This is a genomic window from Pseudoruegeria sp. SHC-113 (assembly GCF_025376885.1).
Taxonomy (GTDB): domain Bacteria; phylum Pseudomonadota; class Alphaproteobacteria; order Rhodobacterales; family Rhodobacteraceae; genus Pseudoruegeria.
This window is the reverse complement of the sequence record NZ_JAHUBR010000001.1, coordinates 2,694,692-2,715,575: the sequence shown is the minus strand read 5'-3', so window position 1 is coordinate 2,715,575 and position 20,884 is coordinate 2,694,692. Positions and strand designations below refer to the sequence as shown.

Sequence of the window (20,884 nt, the reverse complement as noted above, 5' to 3'; positions counted from 1 at the left end):
AATGCCGCGCGAACTGTCCAGCGCCCCAGGGAGGAGGGGGAGACAGATCGAGCGGCATTGCTCAGGTATTCCCAGTGTCTTTGGGTATCGCTCTGCAGGACGCCCTTGCCCTGCGCGACTGAAGATTATGTAGCAGGGTTTGCTGCGGTGCGGCGAGGGCGGGCCGATGTCATCGGCGTGTTACTTGGAGGTATTCTCTCGTTGCCCGTTTTTTGAGCGCGCTTCAGGTGCCGAAGTCGAAAACCTGACCGTCAAAGAAGGCGTCGGGCCCCAGAATCATCTCACCGCGCACCGAGGCGACGGGCGTGGCGCGGGGCAGGGCGCCTTCCAGCTTTTCGGACGCGCCGGGCATATCCGCACCGGTGCCGGTGAGGTTGGCGCGGTAGAGGTCGCTGCGGAAACAGCCGCGGGCCACCTCCAGCGCCTCTTCACGGGAAAGCCCTGCGCGGGCGGCGATATGGGTCGCGATCCACGCGCCTTGTGAGCGCCACGGAAAGGTGGCTGCACCGCCGTGGAAGCGCTGGAAGTTCTCCACGTGCTGCCCCAACTGGCCCATGCGTGGCTGGATCGTCCAGGTCAGGGCGCGGTCGATGATGCTGTCGGAGAGGTCAAGGTAATCGGAGCGCGCCAGCAGCTCGGAAGCCACCATCCGGTTCTCGGCCTCCCCAAGCCAGCGGCTGGCGGCGTGCACCGCGCGCATCAGGCGGCGGGTGAGATCAGGGTTCTCCTCGCACCACTCATGGCGCACGGCGAGCACTTTTTCCGGCGCGAAGGCCCAGATGGCGCTTCCGGGAAGCACCAGTTCAGCCACGCCTGTTTCCACGGCGAGCGAGCCCCAAGGCTCGCCCACGCAGAAGGCGTCGATCTCGCCCGCGCCGATGGCCTCGGCCATGCGCGGCGGCGGGATGGTGCGCACATCAAGCGCTTCGCCCGAGGAAATGCCGAGCGCGCCGAGCCAGTGGTAAAAGAGCTCCGCATGCATGGAGAAGGGAAAGGGCACGCCAAGGCGGATCTCGCCGCCGGTTGCCTCGATCAGGTGCTTGCCTGTCTCAAAGGGCGCGTTGAAATCGCCGCTCCAGCCATTGGCGCGCATCCGCTCAGCGATGGCCGGGGTGACGCCCATGGAATTTCCGTTTGCGGACAGGACCATAAGCACGTCCACCCGCGCCGCCAGCCCGCCCAGCCCGAGCGACATCGCCACCGGCATGGGGGAGAGCATATGCGCGGCCTCGATATGGCCGAGCGCGAGCATGTCGCGGATCGCGGACCATGAGGGCTGTTTCACCAGATCAAGCTGGAAGCCCTCGCGCTCGGCAAAGCCGAGTTCATGGGCCACCACGAGCGGTGCGCAATCCACCAGCGGGATGAACCCGGCTGTGAGCCGCGGCTTCATTTCAGAAGCTCCGCGGCCGTCACGAGCGCCTGCGCCACCTCGCCGACCTTCTTGCCCTGATCCATCGCCGTCTTGCGCAGGAGCGCATAAGCCTGATCCTCGGTGATGCCGCGCGCCTGGATCAGCAGCCCTTTGGCCCGCTCGATCGTCTTGCGCTCGGCCAGCGCGGCCTTGGCGGCGTTCAACTCGCTGCGCATCTGGGACAGCATGTGAAAGCGCGTGATGGCGGCGTCGATCACGGGCTTAATGCGCTCTTTCTTCAGCCCGTCGACCACGTAGGCCGAAAGCCCGGCCTGAATCGCGGCGCGGGTCATGTCGGGGTCGGAGCGGTCCACGAACATCGCGACGGGGCGGGAATTGGCACCGCTGGCCACGGAAAGCTGCTCCAGCGTGTCGCGGCTGGGGTTGGCGAGATCGATCAGCACCACGTCGGGCGCGAGCTGCGCGAGCTTGCGGGCAAGGCCGGTTTCATCGCCCAGCACGGTGACATCGAAATCGCCAGCCTCGCAGAGCCCGTCCACGATCATATGGGCGCGCTCAGGATCTGCGTCGACGACGGTTATGCGTAACTTGGTGCTCACAAGCGGGATGTAGGGCAGGGCGGCGGGGCCTTCCATCCCGCGCGCGCGGGCGGGCGCGGGGCTTGGGTGCGGCATCTTTTGCGCCGCCTGTTTTTTGGGCGCTTCGCCCAGTGGTGCGGCGGTGCGCGAAGGGGCGCGTGGCTTCGTCGCGGGGCTGGTGTGCAGGTTTTGTTTGCAATTGCAGCATAAGCCGGTGTTGAGTCGGCACGAAGGAGAGCGCCCATGAGCGGAATTGTACTGACAGTGGCCCAGCAAAAGGGCGGATCCGGCAAAACGACCCTTGCCGCGAACCTCGCCATCACCTTCCGCGAGCGCGGGATGCGCGTGGCGGTGCTGGACACCGATCCTCAGGGCTCGCTCGGGCGCTGGTTCATGGCGCGCTTTGAGGCCCGCGGCGAGGATGAGGGCTTAAGCTTCGGCACCGCCTCGGCCTGGGGTGTGTCTTACGAGGTGGGCAAGCTTTCGGGCAGCCATGACGTGGTGATCGTCGATACTCCGCCCAAGATCGATGCCGATCTGCGGCCCGCGCTGCGGGTGTCGGATCTGGTGATCGTGCCGATCGCCACGAGCCAGGTGGATCTCTGGGCGACCGAGGGCCTGATGGAACTCGCCGCGCGGGAAGACAAACCGGTGCTTTTCGTGATGAACCGCGCCGCAGCCCGCGCAAGGCTCACCGCCGAAGTGGCGCAGAAAGTGGCGGAGCTGCAGGGCGAGAAGGCCGACACCGTGATCGGCAACCGCGTTGTCTTTGCCGAAGCGCTCGGCGAGGGGCTGGGCGTCAGCGAGAAGGGCCGCAAGGGCCCGGCGGCGCTGGAGATTGCCGCGCTGGCCGATGAGGTTCTCGCCCGCGTCTGAGGTTTCGCCTTTGCCTTCTCCTTGCGCCATCTGCCAAAAAGGGCACAGGAGAAGGAGAGAGACATGCAAAACTGCGCCATCGTCACCGGGGCGGCCCGTGGAATCGGACTGGCCACCACGCGGCTTTTCTTGAGCGAGGGCTGGCGCGTTGCCATGGTGGATCGCGACGGGCCCGAACTCAGCGCGGCAGCTGCTCCCCTGGGCGAGAGCGTGCTGGCCGTTGAGAAGGACGTCTCGGACCCGGCGCAGGTCGCGCAGATGATGGAGGCGGTGCTGGGCTGGGCCGGTGGCGTGGATGCGCTGGTGAACAACGCGGGCGTGGCCGAGTTCGGCCCCATTGCGGAGTGCGATTTCACCATGTGGCGGCGCGTGATGGCCACCAATCTGGACGGCGTTTTCCTTTGTTCGCAGGCCGCCGCCCCGGCGTTGATCGCGCGCAAAGGCGCCATCGTGAACATCGGCTCCATCTCGGGCCTGCGCGCCTCCACGCTGCGGGTGGCCTATGGCACCTCGAAGGCCGCCGTCATCCAACTGACCAAGCAACAGGCTGCTGAGCTGGGCGAACACGGCGTGCGCGCCAATTGCGTCTGCCCCGGCCCGGTGCGCACGAAGCTCGCCATGGCCGTGCACAGCCAGGAGATCATCGATGCCTATCACGACGCGATCCCGCTCAATCGCTACGGCAGCGAAGAGGAGATCGCGCAGGCCATCGTGTTTCTGTGTTCGGAGAAAGCGAGCTACATCACCGGGCAGGTGCTGGCGGCGGATGGGGGTTTTGAAAGCACGGGCGTCGGCCTGCCGGCTTTGCGCACCTAACGGCCTTAGCGCCGCGTGCCGGTGCCGATCTCGTTCAGGATCTGCTCAATTCCCGCCATCGGATTGGGGCCGGCAGCGGATTTGATCGCGTCAAACCGCGCGCGCAGGGCCACTTTCTCCTTGCCCTTGCAATCGTTCCACGGGCGGCCCTGCAGCCCCATCACCATGGCGTAGTAGCCGATGAAATGCGGGCGCGAGCCCGCTTTGAGAAGCCTCTTATAGGCCTCATCCGGCCCCATCTCGATCAGCTCTTCGGCCGAGGTAATTCCGGCACGCGCGAAGCTTTCATCCGAGGCCGGGCCAAGGTTGCGGATGCTGGAAACGGGGCGCGGCACGGCATGGCTCCTGACTGAGTATCGGCTGTCTGGCCGCAGGATAGCCCGCCGATGCTGGCGAAGGGAAACCGATAGTTTCGCGGGCCCCAAGGTGCGTCAGATGCTGGCCCAATCGGTGAAGCGGTAGGCCGCGGGGGCAAGTCTGCGCCGCTGCGGTGGCGTCGTGCTGCCGGGTTTGCGGGGTTTCGGCGCGGCCGGTTGCGGAGCGGCGCGCAGGGTGCGGCTGATGGCCGAAAGCGGCAGGCCTTCATGCGCCGGACGGCTGTGCGGGCGGATCTGGGGCTCTTGCATCTTTTGTCTCCTTCTCCCGGGCCCTTAACGGGCTTGGGCGGGTGGATCCGGGCCTCGCGGCAGGCCACGGGGCCCGGCACTCATTAACTGAACACTTGTTACACACACGGCGCAGTGGCCGGGCATCCTCAGGATCGCAAGCGATTGTGGGCCCCCGATGCTGCCATTGTGACCTTTCAGCGGTGTTTCTGGCGCAAAGGCTCTGGCTGTGCCTGCTTCCTTGACAAAGCCTTAAGAGGGCTGGATGTGCGCCTGCCCATACGGATAGGCGCCGGGGCAGGCGGGTGGGCCATAGCCAAAGCAAGCCCGCGGAAACAGGCGTTTTCCAGAAAATGGCGGTGCGGAAATGGCCCTAAACAAATGGCCAGACAAATGGACGGGGACCGCCGGGCAGCGGCCCCCGCCTTGGTGATTGAACAGGTATTTTTCCACGCTGGGGATAAGACGTTTCGGAAAAAAACCGGTGATCAGACTCAGACGAACGCCATATGGGGATTGCCGTTCATCCAACTTGGGGTTGGTCACTCACTCCTTGCCCAAAATCATCACCATGCTCGACAGTAGCGGCAGATTTGGTTTCGGGCAACCCCGCAGCCCTCATCCCTGAAACCGGTTTTCATGAAGTTTTTGCGAATGGCTTGACTCAGGTCATGGCGGCGCGCGCCCTTTACGGGTTTGTCTGACCGCGATCCCAAGAGCGAACCAGAAGCGAAAAGGAGCCGAGATGACCGTGCTGGAAACGACCGCAACGACCCCTGCCGCCACAGAGAAAGCCACAGAAATTGTCCCGGAAGGAGCTGCTGAAAAGAAGCCGCTGAACGGCGCCACCAAACCCCTGCCTGAACGCGTGCGCATCGCCTTTGAGAGCGGAGCCTACCCCTACAGTCGCCGCATGGCCCGCAGCACCTATGAGGCGGAAAAGGCGCAGCTTCAGGCCGAACTCCTGAAGGTGCAGCTCTGGGCACAGGAGACAGGGCAGAAGTTCGTGCTCCTGTTTGAGGGGCGCGATGCGGCCGGCAAGGGCGGCACGATCAAGCGGTTCATGGAGCACCTGAACCCCCGGCAGGCCCGCATCGTGGCGCTGAACAAACCCACCGACGAAGAGCGCGGGCAATGGTACTTCCAGCGTTACGTGCAGCACCTGCCCACGGCCGGTGAAATGGTCTTCTACGATCGAAGCTGGTACAACCGGGCTGGCGTCGAGCGGGTGATGAACTTCTGTTCTCCAAACGACTATCTCGAATTCATGCGCCAGGCCCCGGAGTTCGAGCGCATGCTGGTGCGCTCCGGCATCCGCCTGCACAAATACTGGTTCTCCGTCACGCAGGACGAGCAGAAGAAGCGTTTCGAAGCCCGCGAAACCGACCCGCTGAAACGCTGGAAGCTCTCACCGATCGACAAGGCGTCGCTGTCGAAATGGGATGATTACACCGAGGCCAAGGAGGCGATGTTCTTCTACACCGATACGGCGGATGCGCCCTGGACCATCGTGAAATCCAACGACAAGAAACGCGCGCGGCTGAATTGCATGCGCCATTTCCTGTCCACCGTCGATTACCCCGACAAGGATCCCGAGATCGCGAAGCTGCCCGATCCGCTGATCGTCGGCCATGCGGGCCATGTGGTGCATGGCTCGGACCACATTCTCGGCACCTCGCTGCACCCCGACCAGCGCCGCGGCGGCGCCTGAGGCGCGATACCGGCAGGGGCGTAAAAACCGCGCCCCTGCAAGCGCTTGCCAAGCCTTGCCGGGACTGAGCAAAGCGCCTAAGGCTGGGCCATGTCTCAAGTTCGCCCGGTTTTTCAGCACATCAAGATGATTCTGACGCTCGGCCTGCCGCTGATCGGCTCGCATCTTGCGCAATTCGCCATCGGGGTCACCGATACGGTGATGATGGGCTGGTACGGGGTCGAGGAACTGGCCGCCGTGGTGCTGGGCTCTTCGCTTTTCTTCGTGATCTATATCTTTGGCTCGGGCTTCGCGCTTGCCGTGATGCCCATGGTGGCGGAGGCCGGCGAGGCAGGAGATGAAACCGAGGTGCGCCGCGCCACGCGCATGGGGATGTGGCTGTCGATTGCTTACAGCCTGCTGGTGCTGCCGCTGTTCTGGAACTCCGGCGCGCTGCTGTCCTCGCTGGGGCAGGGCGAGCAACTGGCCTCGGACGCGCGCGATTACATGCGGATTGCAGGCTTCGGCGTGCTGCCTGCGCTTTTGGTGATGGCGCTCAAGAGCTTCCTGTCGGGGCTTGAGCGCACGCAGATCATCCTTTGGGTGTCCATCGCCGGGGCTGTGCTGAACGGGCTGCTGAACTGGGTGCTGATCTTCGGCAATTTCGGCGCGCCCGAGATGGGCGTGAAAGGGGCCGCGCTGGCCTCGGTGATCGCCAATGGGGCCACGCTCGCGATGTTTGCCGCCTATGCCAGCATGGCGCCCGCGCTCAAAATCTACCGGCTGTTCCAGCGCTTCTGGAAACCTGATGGCGAGGCGATGAAGCGCGTCTTCCTGCTGGGCTGGCCGATCAGTGTAACCCTGCTCGCCGAGGTGGGCCTTTTTGCCGGGGCGGCCGTGCTTGTGGGCTGGATCGGGACAATGGAAGTCGCCGCCCATGGGATCGCGCTGCAGGTCTCGTCGGCCACCTTCCTCGTGCATCTGGGGCTGTCGAACGCCGCCACCGTGCGCGCGGGGCGCGCTCTTGGCCGTGGCGAAGTGGAGGATCTCAAACGCGGCGCACGGGTGGTGCTGGGCATGTCGATGCTCTTTGCCTCGGCCACTGTGGTGGTGTTCTTCACCGTGCCCGAAGTGATCACAGGGCTTTTCCTCGCGCCCGACAACCCCGATCGCGGCGTGATCATCCCGCTGGCCAGCGCGCTTCTGATCATTTCCGGCTTCTTCCAACTTGTGGATGGGGCGCAGGCCGTGGGGCTGGGGCTTCTGCGCGGCGTCAAGGACACCCGAGCCCCGATGCTCATTGCGGCCTTCAGCTACTGGGGTGTCGGCATGCCCGCAAGCTATGTGATCGGTTTCACGCTGGGCTACGGCGTCCACGGAGTCTGGTACGGGCTGGTGCTTGGCCTTGCCTCCGCGGCCGTGCTGCTTCTGGCGCGCTTCTGGCTCTGGACGGTGCCTGCCCTTGGGGCCGAAGCGCCTGCGTCGGCCTAAAAGACGTCTTGCGAGGCTCTGCCTCGCGCTCCGGGATATTTTTGGCCAGAAGATGGGGCCCCACTTTGTTCTGAAAATATCTCGGGGGAGGCGCCGAAGGCGGCGGGGGCAGAGCCCCCTTCTTTTGGCACCTAGCCCTTGCCGCTCATCAGGCGGTCGGCCTTTTTGCGCACGAGGACCGAGCGCAGATCATGCATGGCCAGCAGAAGCGCGTCCGTCACTGCCTCCAGATCGTCATCCGTGGCCTTGCTCTGCACCCAGTGGGTGGTGGTGTTGAGGTAATCCACCGCGCGCAGGATGTCGTCGATGTCGCGTTTGGCCAGCAGGGCGCGGCGGGCGTCGATCCATTCCTGGATGACCTGCATGTCTTTCTGCGAGAGCTCCCGGTCGCCATGGGGTTTGATTTGGCCGTTCTTGACGTTGGCCATGGCGATCTGGTCCATCTCGATCCGGCGCTGCCGGTTTTCCGTGTCGACCCGGAAGACGGTCGCGCCGTTCTCCCGGATCCGGAAATAGTATTCTGGCAGTTCGGCCGCCATGCAAAACCCCTTAACTCAACGCAATCCCTTGCAGAAATCCTGGATGCGACGGCAGGCTTCCGCCAGCGCCGCGTCCGAGGTAGCGTAGCTGACGCGGAAGTTGGGTGAAAGCCCGAAGGCGGCGCCGAAGACGACGGCCACGCCGGTTTCCTCCAGCAGGGCGGTGGCGAAATCCTCATCGGTTTCGATCTTTGTCCCGCCCGCGCTGACCTTGCCGATGCAGCCCGCGATGGAGGGATAGACGTAGAACGCCCCTTCCGGCACCGGGCATTCGATACCTTTTGCGGCGTTCAGCATCTCCACCACCAGATCGCGGCGGCGGCGGAACAGCTCGGCGTTGGGCGCGAGGAAACCCTGCGGACCGTTCAGTGCCTCAACGGCGGCCCATTGGCTCACCGAGCAGGGGTTGGAGGTGGACTGGCTCTGGATCTTGCGCATGGCCGCGATCAGATGCTCCGGCCCCCCCGCATAGCCGATGCGCCAGCCCGTCATCGCATAGGCCTTGGAGACGCCATTGACCGTGAGCGTGCGCTCGTAAAGCCCCGGCTCCACCTGCGCAGGCGTGCAGAAGTCGAACCCGTCGAAGGTGAGATGTTCGTACATGTCGTCGCTCATCACCCAGACCTGCGGGTGGCGCATCAGCACATCGGTGAGCGCTTTCAGCTCCGCGCGGCTATAGCCTGCGCCCGTGGGGTTCGAGGGCGAGTTGAAGATCAGCCATTTCGTTTTCGGCGTGATCGCGGCTTCAAGCTGCGCGGGCGTCATCTTGAACGCCGTGTCCATACCGGCTTCCACCACCACCGGCGTGCCACCGGCGAGCAGCACCATATCGGGGTAGCTGACCCAGTAGGGGGCGGGGATGATCACCTCGTCGCCCGCATTCAGCGTGGCCATGAGCGCATTGTAAAGCACCTGCTTGCCGCCGGTGGAGACCGAGATCTGCTTGGGCGTGTAGGTCAGCCCGTTGTCGCGCGCGAATTTGGCACAGATCGCGGCTTTCAGCTCCGGGATACCATCGGGCGCGGTGTATTTCGTTTTCCCTGCGTCGATGGCGGCTTTCGCGGCGGCCTTGATGTTGTTCGGCGTGTCGAAATCCGGCTCGCCCGCGCCAAGCGCGATGATGTCGGCGCCCGCGGCCTTCAGCTCCGCCGCCTTTGTCGTCACGGCGATGGTGGGCGAGGGTTTCACGCGGTCTAGTGTCGCGGAAAGGAAAGACATGGCGGCCTCCGGTTTGTATCTGCCGGAGCCATGTCTTAGGGTGCGCGCGCAGACCGATCAAGCCGCCATTTCGGCGAAAGGAGCCCAGATGAGCGAGACCACCGACCAAAGCGCCGAGACGGATGACAGCTGGTTCAGCGCCGAGGCCGCCACTTTTGGCGATCGCCTTGCCGGGGCGCGCGAGGCCATGGGCATGAGCCAGGGCGAGCTGGCCAAGCGGCTGGGCGTGAAGCTCAAGACGATCCGCGTCTGGGAGGAAGATCTGCAAGAGCCGCGCGCCAACAAGCTGCAGATGCTTTCGGGCATCCTGAATGTCTCTATGCGCTGGATGCTGACCGGCGAGGGCGAAGGGCTGAGTGGCCCTGTGGACGAGGTTGAACTGCCCGGCGAGGTCTCCGATCTGCTGTCGGATCTGCGGCAGCTGAAAAGCGAGATGAGCCGCTCGGCTGAAAAGCTGGCGATGCTGGAAAAGCGCCTGCGCAGCGCGTTGAAGGCGCAGGGCTGATGGGGGTGGTTCAGGAAACGCCGGACGCCCGGCTGAAACGCATGACGATGCGCTCCTGGCGGCGCGGTATGAAGGAAATGGACGTGATCCTTGGCCCCTTCGCCGACAGCCGGCTGGCCGCGCTCGGCGAGGCGGAGCTGCTGCTTTATGATCGGCTGCTGGCGGAGAACGATCAGGATCTGCTGTCGTGGGTCACCGGGCAGGCCCCGACGCCGCCGGAATACCTTGATCTGCTCACCGTGATCGCGCGCCACGCCCGCGGCGAGGGCTGATCAGCGCGCATTTGGTGCGCTTTTTTCGCGGATTAACCGGATCTTCGGCTTTCCCCCCGATTCTCTGCTGGAAAGAACAAGGCGGAGAATAGGATGACGATGCACAATTCGGTGTCGATCCCCGGCAATACGGGGTTCATCTCGGGCTATCTTGAGGCGCTGGCGCTAGTGGAGCGGCTGCACCGCCTGCTGCTGGATGTGATCAAGGATGAGTTTGAGCGCGTCGGGATCCTTGAGATCAACCCGGTGCAGGCGCTTCTGCTGTTCAACATCGGTGATAATGAGGTCACGGCCGGGGAGCTGAAGAGCCGAGGCTATTACCAGGGCTCCAATGTCTCCTACAATCTGAAGAAGCTTGTCGAGATGGGCTATATGCACCATCAGCGCTGCGAGGTGGATCGCCGCAGCGTGCGGGTGCGGCTGACGGAGAAGGGCCGCCGGATCCGCGATGTGGTGGCAGAGCTTTTTGCCCGCCATGCGGACGGGCTGCAATCGCGCGGGGTTCTGGGAGCGGATGGGATCGAGGATATCAACGTCTCCTTGCGCCGGGTGGAGCGCTACTGGAGCGAGCAGATCCGCTACATTTACTGAGCTGTTCTAGGGGCGTTCTTTTGGCTGGGGCGCGGCCCCAAAGACGAAGCCATCGAGCTCGCGCAACAGTTTGCGCTTCATGGCGCGCTCGAAATCCTCAAATCCGAGCGCGGCCTCCACAAAAGCACCGGGCCCAAGGATCACGCTGTGCTGGTAGTAGGCCACAAGCTCGCCGATCTGGGCGGCGCGGTCGTCGCGGGCGGTCGCGGTGTCACCGCCGATCACAAGGCCATTGATCGTGACGCCGGCGCGTTCGGCGGCTGCGTGTGCGTCGGTGATCAGAGGGCCATCGTTGCTTTTGCCATCGCCGGACAGATCGAGCGTGCGGTGCAGGCAGGCGGAGACTTCGCTGAATGCGTCCACCGCGTAGAGGATCGCACTGCCGATAGCTGTCGGGGCCGGGGTGGGGCGCGTGTCGATGTCTTCCAGCATGGCGGCGACGGAGTCGATCGCGGCGTCGGATTTCATCAGGTGCCAGCCCGTGATGTCCGCGTGCTGGCCAGCGCCGCTCCACTCAAAGACCATGAGGGCGACAGGCAGATCGGGCAGTTGCAGGAGGGCGGCGCGCACCTCGCGGTGGCGCAGGGCATTCGCAAGCCCGCGGCGCTGGATGGCGTATTCGCTGGCATCAACAGAGCCCGAAACATCGAGCCCCAGCACCAGCGCCTGACGGCAGCCGCCGGTCTGCGCCTGCGCGGGCCACTGCCACAAGCTGGCCAGAAGAAGCGCCCCGGCCATGGCGGCCGGGGCAAAGAGGCGCGAACGCCTTACCAATGGCCGGTGTTTTCCATGCTTGACCAAGGCTCCGCCGGGGCGAGCGCCTCGCCCTTCTGCAGCAGCTCTACCGAGACATTGTCCGGCGAGCGCACGAAGGCCATGCGGCCATCGCGCGGCGGGCGGTTGATCAGCACGCCGTTGTCCTGCAGGTGCTGGCAGGTGGCGTAGATGTCGTCCACCTCATAGGCAAGGTGGCCGAAATGGCGGCTGTCAGACGGCAGCTCATCGTCGCCATCCCAGTTGTAGGTCAGCTCCACCGGGCAGTCCGGCTGGCCCGGAGGCGCCATGAAAATCAGCGAAAAACGCCCGCCTTCGCTGTCGTGGCGGCGGGTTTCTTCGAGGCCGAGCAGCTTGTAGAAGGCCATCGAGGCCTCCAGATCCTTCACGCGCACCATGGTGTGCAGATATTTGATACCCATCGGGGGCTCCCTGTTTGCGGATTTGGTTCGGTGACGCTCAACAGCTAGTCACTCCGCGGGTTCAAGAAAACCCGTAACCCCATCCTTGCGCAGTTTTTCCGGCCGCAGCAGATCGCGGTAGACCAGCGTGACCGTCACGAAAGAGACATAGAGCAGCAGGTACCAGCTGCCCATCTTGTGCAGCGACACCATCTGCCAGGGGCGTTGCCCGGTGTAGACCCAGGTCTCGCTCCAAGTGCCGATGTTCTCGGCCACCCAGAGCGCGAAGCTGCAGGTGAGGATGGCCACGGGCAGCGGCACCCAATGGGCGTGATTGGAGGTGAAAAACCACATCCGGGTGCGGGCAAAAAGCAGCACCGTGGCGGCAAAAAGCAGGTAGCGGGAATCCCAGATGAAGTGATGGGCGAAGAAATTCACGTAGATGGCAGTGGCCAGCAGCACCGTGGCCCAAAAGGGTGGGTAGGGGGCCAGCTGGACGCGAAACAGGCGAAACAGCCGCGCGATGGTGGAGCCGACAGAGGCATACATGAAGCCCGAAAACAGTGGCACGCCGAGGATCTGCACCACGGCAGGTTGCGGATAGCTCCAGCTGCCCGCATTCACTTTGAAGATCTCCATCACCGTGCCGGTCAGGTGAAAGAGGAAGATCACCTTGGCCTCTTCCCAGCTTTCCAACTTTAGCCAAAGCATCAGCCCCTGCACCGTGAGCGCGTAGATCAGCAGCGCATCATAACGGCTGACCCACCAGTCCGGCTGCCAGATCGCTTGTGTCACCACCAAAGCGATCAGAAAGAGGATGCCGAAAAGCGCCGCCCAGAGGAATTTCAGCCCGAAGATCAGCGGCTCGGCCAGCCCGCGCGGCAGGCGTGCGCGCAGGGGCGTGCTCAGGCGGGCGTCGAATGCTGCATGAAGGTCTGTCGCCATGGGGCCCTTGCACTCAGAACGTGGATCTCAGCCCGAGGTTCACGCCGATTTCCTCGGTGTCGTAGAGCGAGATATTCGATTTGGTGCGGGTATAGGACATGTTGAGCGTGGGCGCGAAGCCATAATACTCCATGCCGTTCAGAAAGAAGGTCACGCCGAGGCGGGTTTTCGTATCCTCGCGCATGGTGCCGAAAAGCGGCTTGTCGTAATCGCGCCGCTCCAGATCCAGCGCGATGACGCTGCGGGTGCCGAAGATCTCGGCCTCGGGCTGGTAGCTGATCCCGGCAAGAAGCGCATTATGGGCGATGGCTGCGGAGTCCGAATGCATGTCACGCGCGCCTAGGCTCCAGCCCAGTACGCCGCCGCTCGCTTGCGTCATGGCCCATGTGCCAAGCGCGAAGATGTCGGTGGAATCCTGCGTGCTGCTGTCGAGCCGCAACTGGCGCGTGAGCGAGACGGAATAGGTGCCCGTCACGCTTTGGCCGAGCCGCTGGCGGTGCTCCACCGTGCCGCGGAAGAAATTGGCGAGCGGGCTGCCGCCATACCACGCCCGGCCCGCATCGAGGCTCAGATCGGTGATGCCGAGGCGCGGATCGCGCAGCTGGGTGGCGCCGAGGGTGAATTCGATCTCGCTATAGCTGAAATCGGAGGCCGACTGATCCGGCGCCTGTTTCTGTGCGTCGGAGGAGAGCGCATAGTGCCGCGTTTCAAACCGCACACCGAAGCGCAGCAGGCGGTTTTCGGACACCCGCTTGGTGTAAGCGGTGCTGCCGCCGAGCACGACTTCAAGCCCCGAGAGCGCGCGGGCGTCGCCGCTGATCACGAAGGGCAGGCCGTCGATGATCAGCGTGTCGGATTTGGAGCCATTGTTGATGTTGGAAGAGGGGCGCGAGGTGAAGGAGAGCTTGGTGGCGAAGGGGTTGCGCCCGCGCACGTAGCGGAAATCGCGCATCGCCTGCGCCTTGCGCGCCTCATCGGGGGCTTCCTGCGCGGCGCGGCGCAGCCAGAGCATCGCGCGGGTGCGTTTGCCATCCGACGAAAGCGCCTGCGCCGTGACAAGCGCGGCGGCAAAGCGCTCCTCTCCGGTCTCGGCGAGCGCCCAGGCCGCCTTGCCGGCCTCGGTGGCCCTGTCGAAATTTCCCAGCACCCGCTCCGCCCGCGATAGTGCAAGATGCGCTTCTAGATCGCCCGGATCGCGCTGGATCAAGGCGCGCGAAAGCTCCGCTGCGGCCTGCGGGTAGCCGTTGAACAGCAGGGTGAAAGCCGCGCGGGGGCCGTCTTCGGCATCCACGCGCAATGTCTGCGCCGAAACGGGCAGGGCCGCGCAAAGCCAGAAGGCCAGCGCGGCGAGGAGAGGCGCGCGGCGGGCCATGTCAGTCGTAGACGAAGAAACCGCCGGTTTCGAGCACGCCATCGCTGGTTTCCGGCTCGGTGGAGGTCACCACGATCACACCTGCGATTTCCTCGGCGTTGTCACCTGCGATCACGGCGTAGTAGCTGCCGCTTTCAAAAGTTGAGGTCGTCGTGCTGCCTGTCGGTGCGCGTTCGCTGGCGACCTCGCCGACAATTTCGCCGGCGTTGGTGATCGAACCGGTGGCCAGCACGAGCGTCGGCAAGGTGTAAGTGGTCACACCATCGCTTTCCAGCAAGGCAACAGGATTGCCGTTGGTGTCGAAGACCTGGCGGTTGAAGATCGCGCCTTCCACGGCGTTTGTGGCCGCGAAATCGGAGAAATCCACTTCAAGCACGGCAGTGCCGGTCGTGTATTGCTGCCCGGCGCGGCCGTCGAACACGCGTGTGCCGGCATATTGGCCGGTGAAGGTGGCCTGACCTGTGCTTGGTAGCTGAACGCGGCCGTTGCGGGCGTAGACGAAACCGCCAAAACCATACCCGGCGTAGCTGCCGGTGCGGATGATGGACACGCTTGTTTGGCCCGAGGTGCTTTGGCCGTGAAGCGCTTTGTAGGCACGGCGTTCGGTGAGGTTGTTGTTCTCGTAGACGTTGAAGCCGTTGAGCGAGGCCACGACATCGTCGCGATCGTAGACGCCATCACCGTCAAAGGGCAGGTTGTCGACGAAGAACGTATCGGCGGCGGCGTTGTAGCTGACGGTGGATACTTCCGCGTCGCCATCGTAGCGCAGGATGCTTTGGCCCGCGAAGGCCTCTTCCGTACCGGCCAGTAGGAAGCCTTCTCCGGTGAAGGTGTCGTCGGGACTGTCGGTGTCTGCGGTGCCGCCAGAGCAGGCGGCCAATGCCACGCATGCGGTGGCAAGGATCAGGTTTGCCCTGTAATGTGCCATGTCTTTTATCTTTTTTGACTGCTGCCTCGTTGGCCAAGGAGTATTGAGGCTGAGTTGCGCAAGTCAACGCCCGCGTGCCAAAGGTTCGCAATCGCCTTTCGTCTGTGGCAAATTCACCCTCTGGTGGTGCCACCTCATCCTGTGGTTTCCCTGCCTGCTCCCGCCAGATATAGTGCCACACGAGTCACCACCCTTGAGGAGCCCCCGATGCCGCTGACGCCCGAGCAACAGGAAGAAATCGACGCCCTGCGCGCCACGCCGCGCCAGACGTTGCGCGCTGTTTCCGACGGCATGGAGGCCCATCTCTACACCGCTTACCCTGTGCTCGATCACGGCTTCATCCGGGTGATCGATTATATGGGCGACGACAACGCGATCACGCAGGCGGCGCGGGTCTCTTATGGCAAGGGCACGAAATCGGTCTCCAACGACGAGGGGCTGATCCGCTACCTGATGCGGCACTGGCACTCAACACCGTTCGAGATGTGCGAGATCAAGCTGCACGTGAAACTGCCCGTCTTCGTGGCGCGCCAGTGGATCCGTCACCGCACCGCCAATGTGAACGAATACTCCGCGCGCTACTCCATTCTGGACCGCGAGTTCTACATTCCGCAGCCCGAACAACTCGCCGCGCAATCGGTGATCAACAATCAGGGCCGGGGCGAAGCGCTTTCGGGCGAAGAGGCCGCGCGGGTGCTGGAGTTTCTCAAGGGCGACGCGGCGCGCTGCTATGATCACTACGAGGAGATGATCGGGCAGGAGGGCCAGCAGGGGCTGGCGCGGGAGCTTGCCCGCATGAACCTGCCGGCCAACATTTACACGCAATGGTACTGGAAGGTGGATCTCCACAACCTCTTCCACTTTCTGCGCCTGCGCGCCGATGCCCATGCGCAATACGAGATCCGCGTCTATGCCGAGGAGATCTGCAAGGTCGTGGCCGATTGGGTGCCCTTCGCCTATGCCGCCTTCGAGGACTACCGCATGGGCGGGGCGACGCTTTCGGCCAAGGCGCTGGACGCGCTGCGCCGGATGCTCGCGGGTGAGCCCGTGACGCAGGAAAGCTCGGGCATGAGCAAGGGCGAGTGGCGCGAGTTCGAGGCGCTCCTGAAGTAATCGGCGTTTGGCACCCCCGGGGTGATGAGGTCGAAACGCAGGCCGCCGGGTGCGGTCTGCGCCTGTTTCGCCGTGGCTGCGGGCCTTTGTTCGGGCTTTGATCAATCGTTTTTGGTTCCTGCCAAGCCTGGCCATTCGATTGGCCGGCGGCGGCCCTGTGGCGGCAAGACTCAAGCGTCTTGGCGCGCTGTGCGGGAAGGGCACCGCATTCAGGTATTCCAAAATGGAATGCATTTCAGGATTGATCCTGATAGCGTTAACCTTTCGTTAACAGTGTAGTCGGGCGTTCGCCGGCCTTGGGAAAACGTATCAGACTCAATGAAATAAGGGGTTGTGGTGGGGATTTGCCACAGGGCATCCGCGTTTTGGCGCGCGTGGCGCAGTTTATTGACCTAGCGTCAGCTTGGGGTGTTACGATTGGGGTATTGAATTCAACGAATACCACCAGTTCTCACGAGGTTCCCTATGCGTGGCACGGCACTCTTGAAAATTTGTCAAATTACGACAGGCGCGATCTGCATCGGATCGACTGCTTTCGCGCAATCGGCTGACGTTGTCTTCATCGTTGACGAGTCCGGATCGATGGGAGGCGAACATGCGTTCCTTCCCGGTTTCGTCACAGCGCTTGATGCCGATCTTGCGGCGGCAGGGGTCGTGAACCGAAACTACGGCCTGGCTGGCTACGGCGGCGGCGGCTCGGGCAACTTCGGCCGCACCCTGCCGGTGGGCGGCGGCGATCTGGGCAGTGCCGCGGACTTTGGAACAGCCACGGGGAACCTAGTGTTGTCAGGTGGCTTCGAGGATGGCTATGCTGCTATCGACTATGTTCTGAACAACTTCACGCTGACCTCGGGCGCCACGACAACCTTCGTTCTGGTGACGGATGAAGACCGGGATATCGGTGATGCCGCGCTGACGTTCGGCTCGATTTCGGCTGACCTGAACGCCGCCAATGTGACGCTCGTCTCCATCGTCAACGCCGACATCGTGGACGTCAACGGCGACTTTGCTCTCGGTTCCAGCGACACAGACGCATTCGTGCAGGACGGGTCGAGCTTTGTCGTGACACCTCTGGGATCGACAAGCGGCGTCGGCACCACGGATGCCGATTACATCCAGCTTGCCTTTTCAACGCCCAACGGATGTGTCGGGGACCTGGATTTTCTGCGGGCTGGCGGTGACTCCGCGATCGCTTTTGCCGAAGCCGTCTCCTCCTGCGTGTTTGTCTCCGCTGTTGGGACGGGCGGGCTGACCCTGCCGCTGAACCAGTATCGGGACACGGCCTCTGTGATTTCGCGCACGCATCACAGCGCCACCCGGCGCATGGCGCTTGCGTCCGACACCTACTACCCGACGGGGGGCTCCATCGACGTGTCTTCGAACGCACAGGTCTTTGATGACATGCTGGGCATCGAAGGTTTCCGGGGCTATGCGCAGGTCACCGGGTACAGCGGTGACTACGACGGGTTTGGTGCCAGTGCCGAGCTGGATTACTCGGGCGGTGGCATTCTGATCGGCGTCGATCACACGCGATCCCTGTCGAGCGACGTGCTTGGCGAGGGCGAGGTCTCCATGCTGCGCTACGGTGCCTCGGTGGCCTACAACAATTTCAACACCGATCTTTCCGGCACGGATTCCTCGCTGGATACGCGCAACTACATGCTGGAGCTCTACGCCGTCTATGAGAACCGCGCGGGCTTCTACGGGATCGCGGATCTGCAGTTCGGCACCTATGACTACGAGAACACCCGCGTTGCGGGTGGCTCGAGCTTCGTGGGCAAGACCGATGGGAAATCCTACCAGGCCGAAATTGAAGTGGGCCGCCGGATGCCGAAGCGGATGACGAATCCGGGCGTTCACGATGGGTCTTACCAGTTGATCCCCTTCGCCGCACTTGGCTGGGAGAAATACGAGGTGGACGGTTACGTGGAGTCCAACGGCGGCGCGACCGTGGCCAGCTTTGACGAAGACAGCGGCTACGGGCGGCTCGGCCTGCGTGTTGCCACCAGCCGGACGCGGGGCGACAACCTCTATTTCGGATCGGTTGAAATCGCCGGAGCGCGCAGCTTCAGCAATACCTTCCAGACGGTGCCGCTGAACGGCGGGGCCTCCTTCGCCACCATCGAGAACATCGATCAGAACCGGCTGGAAGTGGTTATCGAAGGCGGGGTCGTCCTGAACAGCACCAGCCATCTCTTTGCCAACTACGAAGGCCGCTTCTCCGGAAATTCGGATCAGCACGCCCTGACGGCCGGGCTGCGCATGCGCTTCTGACCTGGCAGGAGTCTGCTGCAGGAAGGGGGGCTGCCGGCCCCCCTTTTTATGGCAACGCTTTCGCTTTCGCAGAAAGGCTGCGGGCGGCGCTGGCGAGGATCGCCATATCCGCCCCCACCGCCACGAAACGGGCACCAAGCTGCAGGTAATGCGCGGCGCGTTCCAGATCGAAGCAGATGATCCCCGGCGTCTTGCCGCTGGCCGCGATGCGGGTGATGGCATCGTCGATCGCGCCCGTGACCTCGGGATGGGTGCCATTGCCGAGGTGCCCAAGGCTCGCGGCCAGATCGGCGGGGCCGATGAATACGCCGTCCACCCCTTCCACCGCTAAAATCGCATCGAGATTGGCGAGGCCTTCGCGGCTTTCGACCTGCACGAAAAGGCAGATCTCGCGGTTGGCGGTCTGCCCATAGCTGGGGTTGCCCCCGAAACCTGCCGTCCGGGCCACCGCATAGCCGACACCGCGGATGCCCTCGGGCGGAAACCGCGTGGCGGCGACGAGGGCGCGGGCCTGTTCGGCGGTGTCCACCATCGGGATCAGCAGCGATTGCGCGCCGATGTCGAGCGCCATCTTGATCATCCACGGCTCGCCCGCCGTGAGGCGGACAACGGGCTCCACCCCGGTGCCCGCGAGCGCCTGAAGCTGCGCCAATGTGGTGCGCAGATCGTTGGGCGCGTGCTCGCCGTCGATGACGAGGCAATCAAAGCCGGTGGCGGCCATCAGCTCGGCCGAATAGGGGTTGGCAAGGCTCAGCCAGCAGCCGATCTGCCGTTCCCCTGCCGCCAGCCGGGCCTTGAAGGCATTCACCGGCGCGCCCATCAGGCGATCCCGCCGAGGCAGACGTATTTGATCTCCGTGAAATCATCGAGCCCGTGGCGGCTGCCTTCGCGCCCGAGGCCCGAGGATTTGACCCCGCCAAAGGGCGCTTCGGTGGTGGAGACAAGCCCGGTGTTCACGCCCACCATCCCGTAGTCCAGCGCTTCGGACACGCGGAAGATCCGCGCCACGTCACGCGCGTAGATGTAGGAGGCGAGGCCGAATTCGGTGTCATTGGCCGCCTTGATGACCTCCTCTTCGCTCTCAAACCGGAACAGGGGGGCGACGGGGCCGAAGGTTTCCTCGGTCGTCACCTTCATCGCACTGGTGACCCCGGTGAGGATCGTCGGCTGATAGAAGGTGCCGCCCTTTTCATGACGCGCGCCGCCAAGGATCACCTGCGCGCCCTTGGATTTGGCGTCTTCCACGTGGTCTTCCACCTTGGCCAGCCCGTCCTCATCGATGAGCGGGCCGAAGGTGACGCCTTCCTCGAAGCCGTCGCCGGTTTTCAGGGTGGCAATCTTGGCGGCGAGCTTCTCGGCGAAAGCGTCATAGACGCCGGCCTGCACGTAAATGCGGTTGGCGCAAACGCAGGTCTGGCCATTGTTGCGGAATTTCGCGATCACCGCGCCTTCCACGGCAGAGTCCACATCGGCGTCGTCAAAGACGATGAAGGGCGCGTTGCCACCCAGCTCCAGCCCCAGCTTCTTGATCGTCGGTGCGCATTGCGCATAGAGGATCGCGCCCACTTCGGTGGAGCCGGTGAAGGTGAGCTTGCGCACCACGGGGCTGTCCGTCATCACCTTGCCCACGGTCGGGCCATCGCCGGTGACAACGGAGAAGAGCCCGGCCGGGATCCCGGCCCTTTCGGCCAGAATGGCCAGTGCCACGGCAGAGAAGGGCGTCTGTTCGGCGGGTTTCAGCACCATGGCGCAGCCCGCGGCGAGCGCGGGGCCAGCCTTGCGGGTGATCATCGCGTTGGGGAAGTTCCACGGCGTGATCGCTGCCACCACGCCGATGGGCTGGCGCATCACCAGAAGGCGCTTGTCGGGCTGGTGGCCGGGGATGATCTCGCCATACATGCGGCGGGCTTCCTCGGCGAACCAGCGAATGAAGCTCGCGCCATAGGCGATCTCGCCCTTGGCCTCGGCCAGCGGCTTACCCTGTTCGGCGGTCAGGATGCGGCCCAGATCCTCCTGGTTGGCCATCATCAGGCGGAACCATTCCATCAGGATGTCGGCGCGCTCCAGCGCGGTGCGCGCGGCCCAGGCCTTCTGGGCGGCCTGCGCGGCCTCGATGGCGGTGCTCACCTCGGCCTGCGTCAGCTCGGGCATCTTGCCGATCAGCGCGCCGGTGGAGGGGTTGCGGACCTCGGTCGCGTCGCGCCCTTCGGCGGCAATCCAGGTGCCGCCCACGCAGGCGGCTTCGCGCAGCAGGCTCGGATCGGACAGGCTGAGGCTCATGGTATCTTCCCTTTCTGGGCGGCGCGCGCAGGCGCTGCAGGCATGTTTGCACAAGGGGTAGCGCGCGGCCCGCGCCGCGTCCAGCGCCAGACGCCGCCTGCAGAGCGGCGCGGCTGGACGGATGCATCTGGCGATCGGGCAGAAAAAAACGGCGATGCCCAGGGAGGAGGAGGGGGCATCGCCGTTCGTTATCACGCGGGCCCAAAGGGAGGAGGAGGAGCCTCGCGTAACCTTGCGGGCC

22 protein-coding genes are annotated in these 20,884 nt (G+C 64.1%); 9 read left to right on the top strand and 13 right to left on the bottom strand.

The window, feature by feature from the left end; all coding sequences use genetic code 11:
- Window positions 1–223 precede the first annotated feature (223 nt).
- The gene (locus KVX96_RS13350) at window positions 224–1,393 is read right to left on the bottom strand and encodes an ABC transporter substrate-binding protein (RefSeq protein WP_261195007.1); all 1,170 of its coding nucleotides are present in this window, start codon (window positions 1,391–1,393) and stop codon (window positions 224–226) included.
- On the bottom strand, window positions 1,390–1,974 hold the full coding sequence (locus KVX96_RS13345) for an ANTAR domain-containing response regulator (RefSeq protein ID WP_261195458.1): 585 nt from the start codon (window positions 1,972–1,974) through the stop codon (window positions 1,390–1,392). The genes KVX96_RS13350 and KVX96_RS13345 overlap by 4 nt, the downstream gene beginning before the upstream one ends.
- A 222-nt stretch (window positions 1,975–2,196) precedes the next feature.
- Between KVX96_RS13345 and parA the strand changes: the two genes are divergently transcribed.
- Both parA and KVX96_RS13335 read left to right on the top strand, forming a co-directional pair.
- Window positions 2,197–2,829 carry a ParA family partition ATPase gene (gene parA, locus KVX96_RS13340; protein WP_261195005.1) on the top strand — a complete coding sequence of 211 codons (633 nt, stop codon included), beginning with the start codon at window positions 2,197–2,199 and terminating at the stop codon, window positions 2,827–2,829.
- A 63-nt stretch (window positions 2,830–2,892) separates the two neighbouring features.
- Window positions 2,893–3,645, top strand: coding sequence for an SDR family NAD(P)-dependent oxidoreductase (locus tag KVX96_RS13335; RefSeq protein ID WP_261195004.1), 753 nt, complete (start codon window positions 2,893–2,895; stop codon window positions 3,643–3,645).
- A 5-nt stretch (window positions 3,646–3,650) separates the two neighbouring features.
- Here the strand turns inward: KVX96_RS13335 and KVX96_RS13330 are convergent, their stop codons facing one another.
- Both KVX96_RS13330 and KVX96_RS13325 read right to left on the bottom strand, forming a co-directional pair.
- Window positions 3,651–3,980 carry a TfoX/Sxy family protein gene (locus tag KVX96_RS13330; RefSeq protein WP_261195003.1) on the bottom strand — a complete coding sequence of 110 codons (330 nt, stop codon included), beginning with the start codon at window positions 3,978–3,980 and terminating at the stop codon, window positions 3,651–3,653.
- 96 nt (window positions 3,981–4,076) lie between these two features.
- Window positions 4,077–4,271 (bottom strand): hypothetical protein, encoded by a 195-nt coding sequence (locus tag KVX96_RS13325; protein WP_261195002.1) that lies wholly within the window; start codon window positions 4,269–4,271, stop codon window positions 4,077–4,079.
- Between the two features lie 724 nt (window positions 4,272–4,995).
- Between KVX96_RS13325 and ppk2 the strand changes: the two genes are divergently transcribed.
- Together ppk2 and KVX96_RS13315 are read left to right on the top strand one after the other, a co-directional pair.
- Window positions 4,996–5,961 (top strand): polyphosphate kinase 2, encoded by a 966-nt coding sequence (gene ppk2 / locus KVX96_RS13320; RefSeq protein ID WP_261195001.1) that lies wholly within the window; start codon window positions 4,996–4,998, stop codon window positions 5,959–5,961.
- 126 nt (window positions 5,962–6,087) lie between these two features.
- Window positions 6,088–7,431, top strand: a complete 1,344-nt coding sequence (locus KVX96_RS13315; protein WP_261195000.1) for an MATE family efflux transporter — start codon at window positions 6,088–6,090, stop codon at window positions 7,429–7,431.
- A gap of 131 nt (window positions 7,432–7,562) precedes the next feature.
- Here the strand turns inward: KVX96_RS13315 and KVX96_RS13310 are convergent, their stop codons facing one another.
- Both KVX96_RS13310 and KVX96_RS13305 read right to left on the bottom strand, forming a co-directional pair.
- A complete protein-coding gene (locus KVX96_RS13310) occupies window positions 7,563–7,970 on the bottom strand; it encodes a hypothetical protein (RefSeq protein WP_261194999.1) in 408 nt (135 codons plus the stop codon).
- Between the two features lie 15 nt (window positions 7,971–7,985).
- Entirely contained in the window at window positions 7,986–9,188 is a 1,203-nt protein-coding gene (locus KVX96_RS13305; protein WP_261194998.1) for a pyridoxal phosphate-dependent aminotransferase, read from the bottom strand.
- Between the two features lie 88 nt (window positions 9,189–9,276).
- On the opposite strand from KVX96_RS13305, the gene KVX96_RS13300 reads away from it, so the two are divergent.
- From KVX96_RS13300 to KVX96_RS13290, 3 genes are all read left to right on the top strand, one after another.
- Window positions 9,277–9,693, top strand: coding sequence for a multiprotein-bridging factor 1 family protein (locus KVX96_RS13300; RefSeq protein WP_261194997.1), 417 nt, complete (start codon window positions 9,277–9,279; stop codon window positions 9,691–9,693).
- The gene (locus KVX96_RS13295) at window positions 9,693–9,965 is read left to right on the top strand and encodes a succinate dehydrogenase assembly factor 2 (protein ID WP_261194996.1); all 273 of its coding nucleotides are present in this window, start codon (window positions 9,693–9,695) and stop codon (window positions 9,963–9,965) included. Before KVX96_RS13300 ends, KVX96_RS13295 begins: the two co-directional genes overlap by 1 nt.
- Before the next feature lie 93 nt (window positions 9,966–10,058).
- Complete coding sequence (locus KVX96_RS13290) at window positions 10,059–10,556, top strand: MarR family winged helix-turn-helix transcriptional regulator (RefSeq protein WP_261194994.1); 498 nt, start codon at window positions 10,059–10,061, stop codon at window positions 10,554–10,556.
- 6 nt (window positions 10,557–10,562) lie between these two features.
- Here KVX96_RS13290 and KVX96_RS13285 read toward each other — a convergent pair whose 3' ends face one another.
- The 5 genes from KVX96_RS13285 to KVX96_RS13265 are packed head-to-tail and all read right to left on the bottom strand — an operon-like array spanning window position 10,563 to window position 14,976.
- A complete protein-coding gene (locus tag KVX96_RS13285; RefSeq protein WP_261194993.1) occupies window positions 10,563–11,330 on the bottom strand; it encodes a DUF1194 domain-containing protein in 768 nt (255 codons plus the stop codon).
- On the bottom strand, window positions 11,324–11,752 hold the full coding sequence (locus tag KVX96_RS13280; protein WP_261194992.1) for a VOC family protein: 429 nt from the start codon (window positions 11,750–11,752) through the stop codon (window positions 11,324–11,326). The genes KVX96_RS13285 and KVX96_RS13280 overlap by 7 nt, the downstream gene beginning before the upstream one ends.
- Window positions 11,753–11,800: 48 nt before the next feature.
- Window positions 11,801–12,676, bottom strand: coding sequence for a DUF817 domain-containing protein (locus KVX96_RS13275; protein WP_261194991.1), 876 nt, complete (start codon window positions 12,674–12,676; stop codon window positions 11,801–11,803).
- Window positions 12,677–12,689: 13 nt separating this feature from the next.
- Window positions 12,690–14,048: a surface lipoprotein assembly modifier gene (locus tag KVX96_RS13270; RefSeq protein ID WP_261194990.1), complete on the bottom strand. Its 1,359-nt coding sequence runs from the start codon at window positions 14,046–14,048 to the stop codon at window positions 12,690–12,692.
- Window position 14,049: 1 nt separating this feature from the next.
- Window positions 14,050–14,976: a hypothetical protein gene (locus KVX96_RS13265; protein ID WP_261194989.1), complete on the bottom strand. Its 927-nt coding sequence runs from the start codon at window positions 14,974–14,976 to the stop codon at window positions 14,050–14,052.
- Window positions 14,977–15,183: 207 nt separating this feature from the next.
- On the opposite strand from KVX96_RS13265, the gene thyX reads away from it, so the two are divergent.
- Both thyX and KVX96_RS13255 read left to right on the top strand, forming a co-directional pair.
- Window positions 15,184–16,089, top strand: a complete 906-nt coding sequence (thyX, locus tag KVX96_RS13260) for an FAD-dependent thymidylate synthase (RefSeq protein ID WP_261194988.1) — start codon at window positions 15,184–15,186, stop codon at window positions 16,087–16,089.
- A gap of 582 nt (window positions 16,090–16,671) precedes the next feature.
- Complete coding sequence (locus tag KVX96_RS13255) at window positions 16,672–18,363, top strand: autotransporter outer membrane beta-barrel domain-containing protein (protein ID WP_261194987.1); 1,692 nt, start codon at window positions 16,672–16,674, stop codon at window positions 18,361–18,363.
- Between the two features lie 46 nt (window positions 18,364–18,409).
- On the opposite strand, the gene KVX96_RS13250 is transcribed toward KVX96_RS13255, so the two are convergent.
- Window positions 18,410–19,183 (bottom strand): HpcH/HpaI aldolase family protein, encoded by a 774-nt coding sequence (locus tag KVX96_RS13250; protein ID WP_261194986.1) that lies wholly within the window; start codon window positions 19,181–19,183, stop codon window positions 18,410–18,412.
- Window positions 19,183–20,643: an NAD-dependent succinate-semialdehyde dehydrogenase gene (locus KVX96_RS13245; protein ID WP_261194985.1), complete on the bottom strand. Its 1,461-nt coding sequence runs from the start codon at window positions 20,641–20,643 to the stop codon at window positions 19,183–19,185. Before KVX96_RS13245 ends, KVX96_RS13250 begins: the two co-directional genes overlap by 1 nt.
- Window positions 20,644–20,884: the final 241 nt, after the last annotated feature.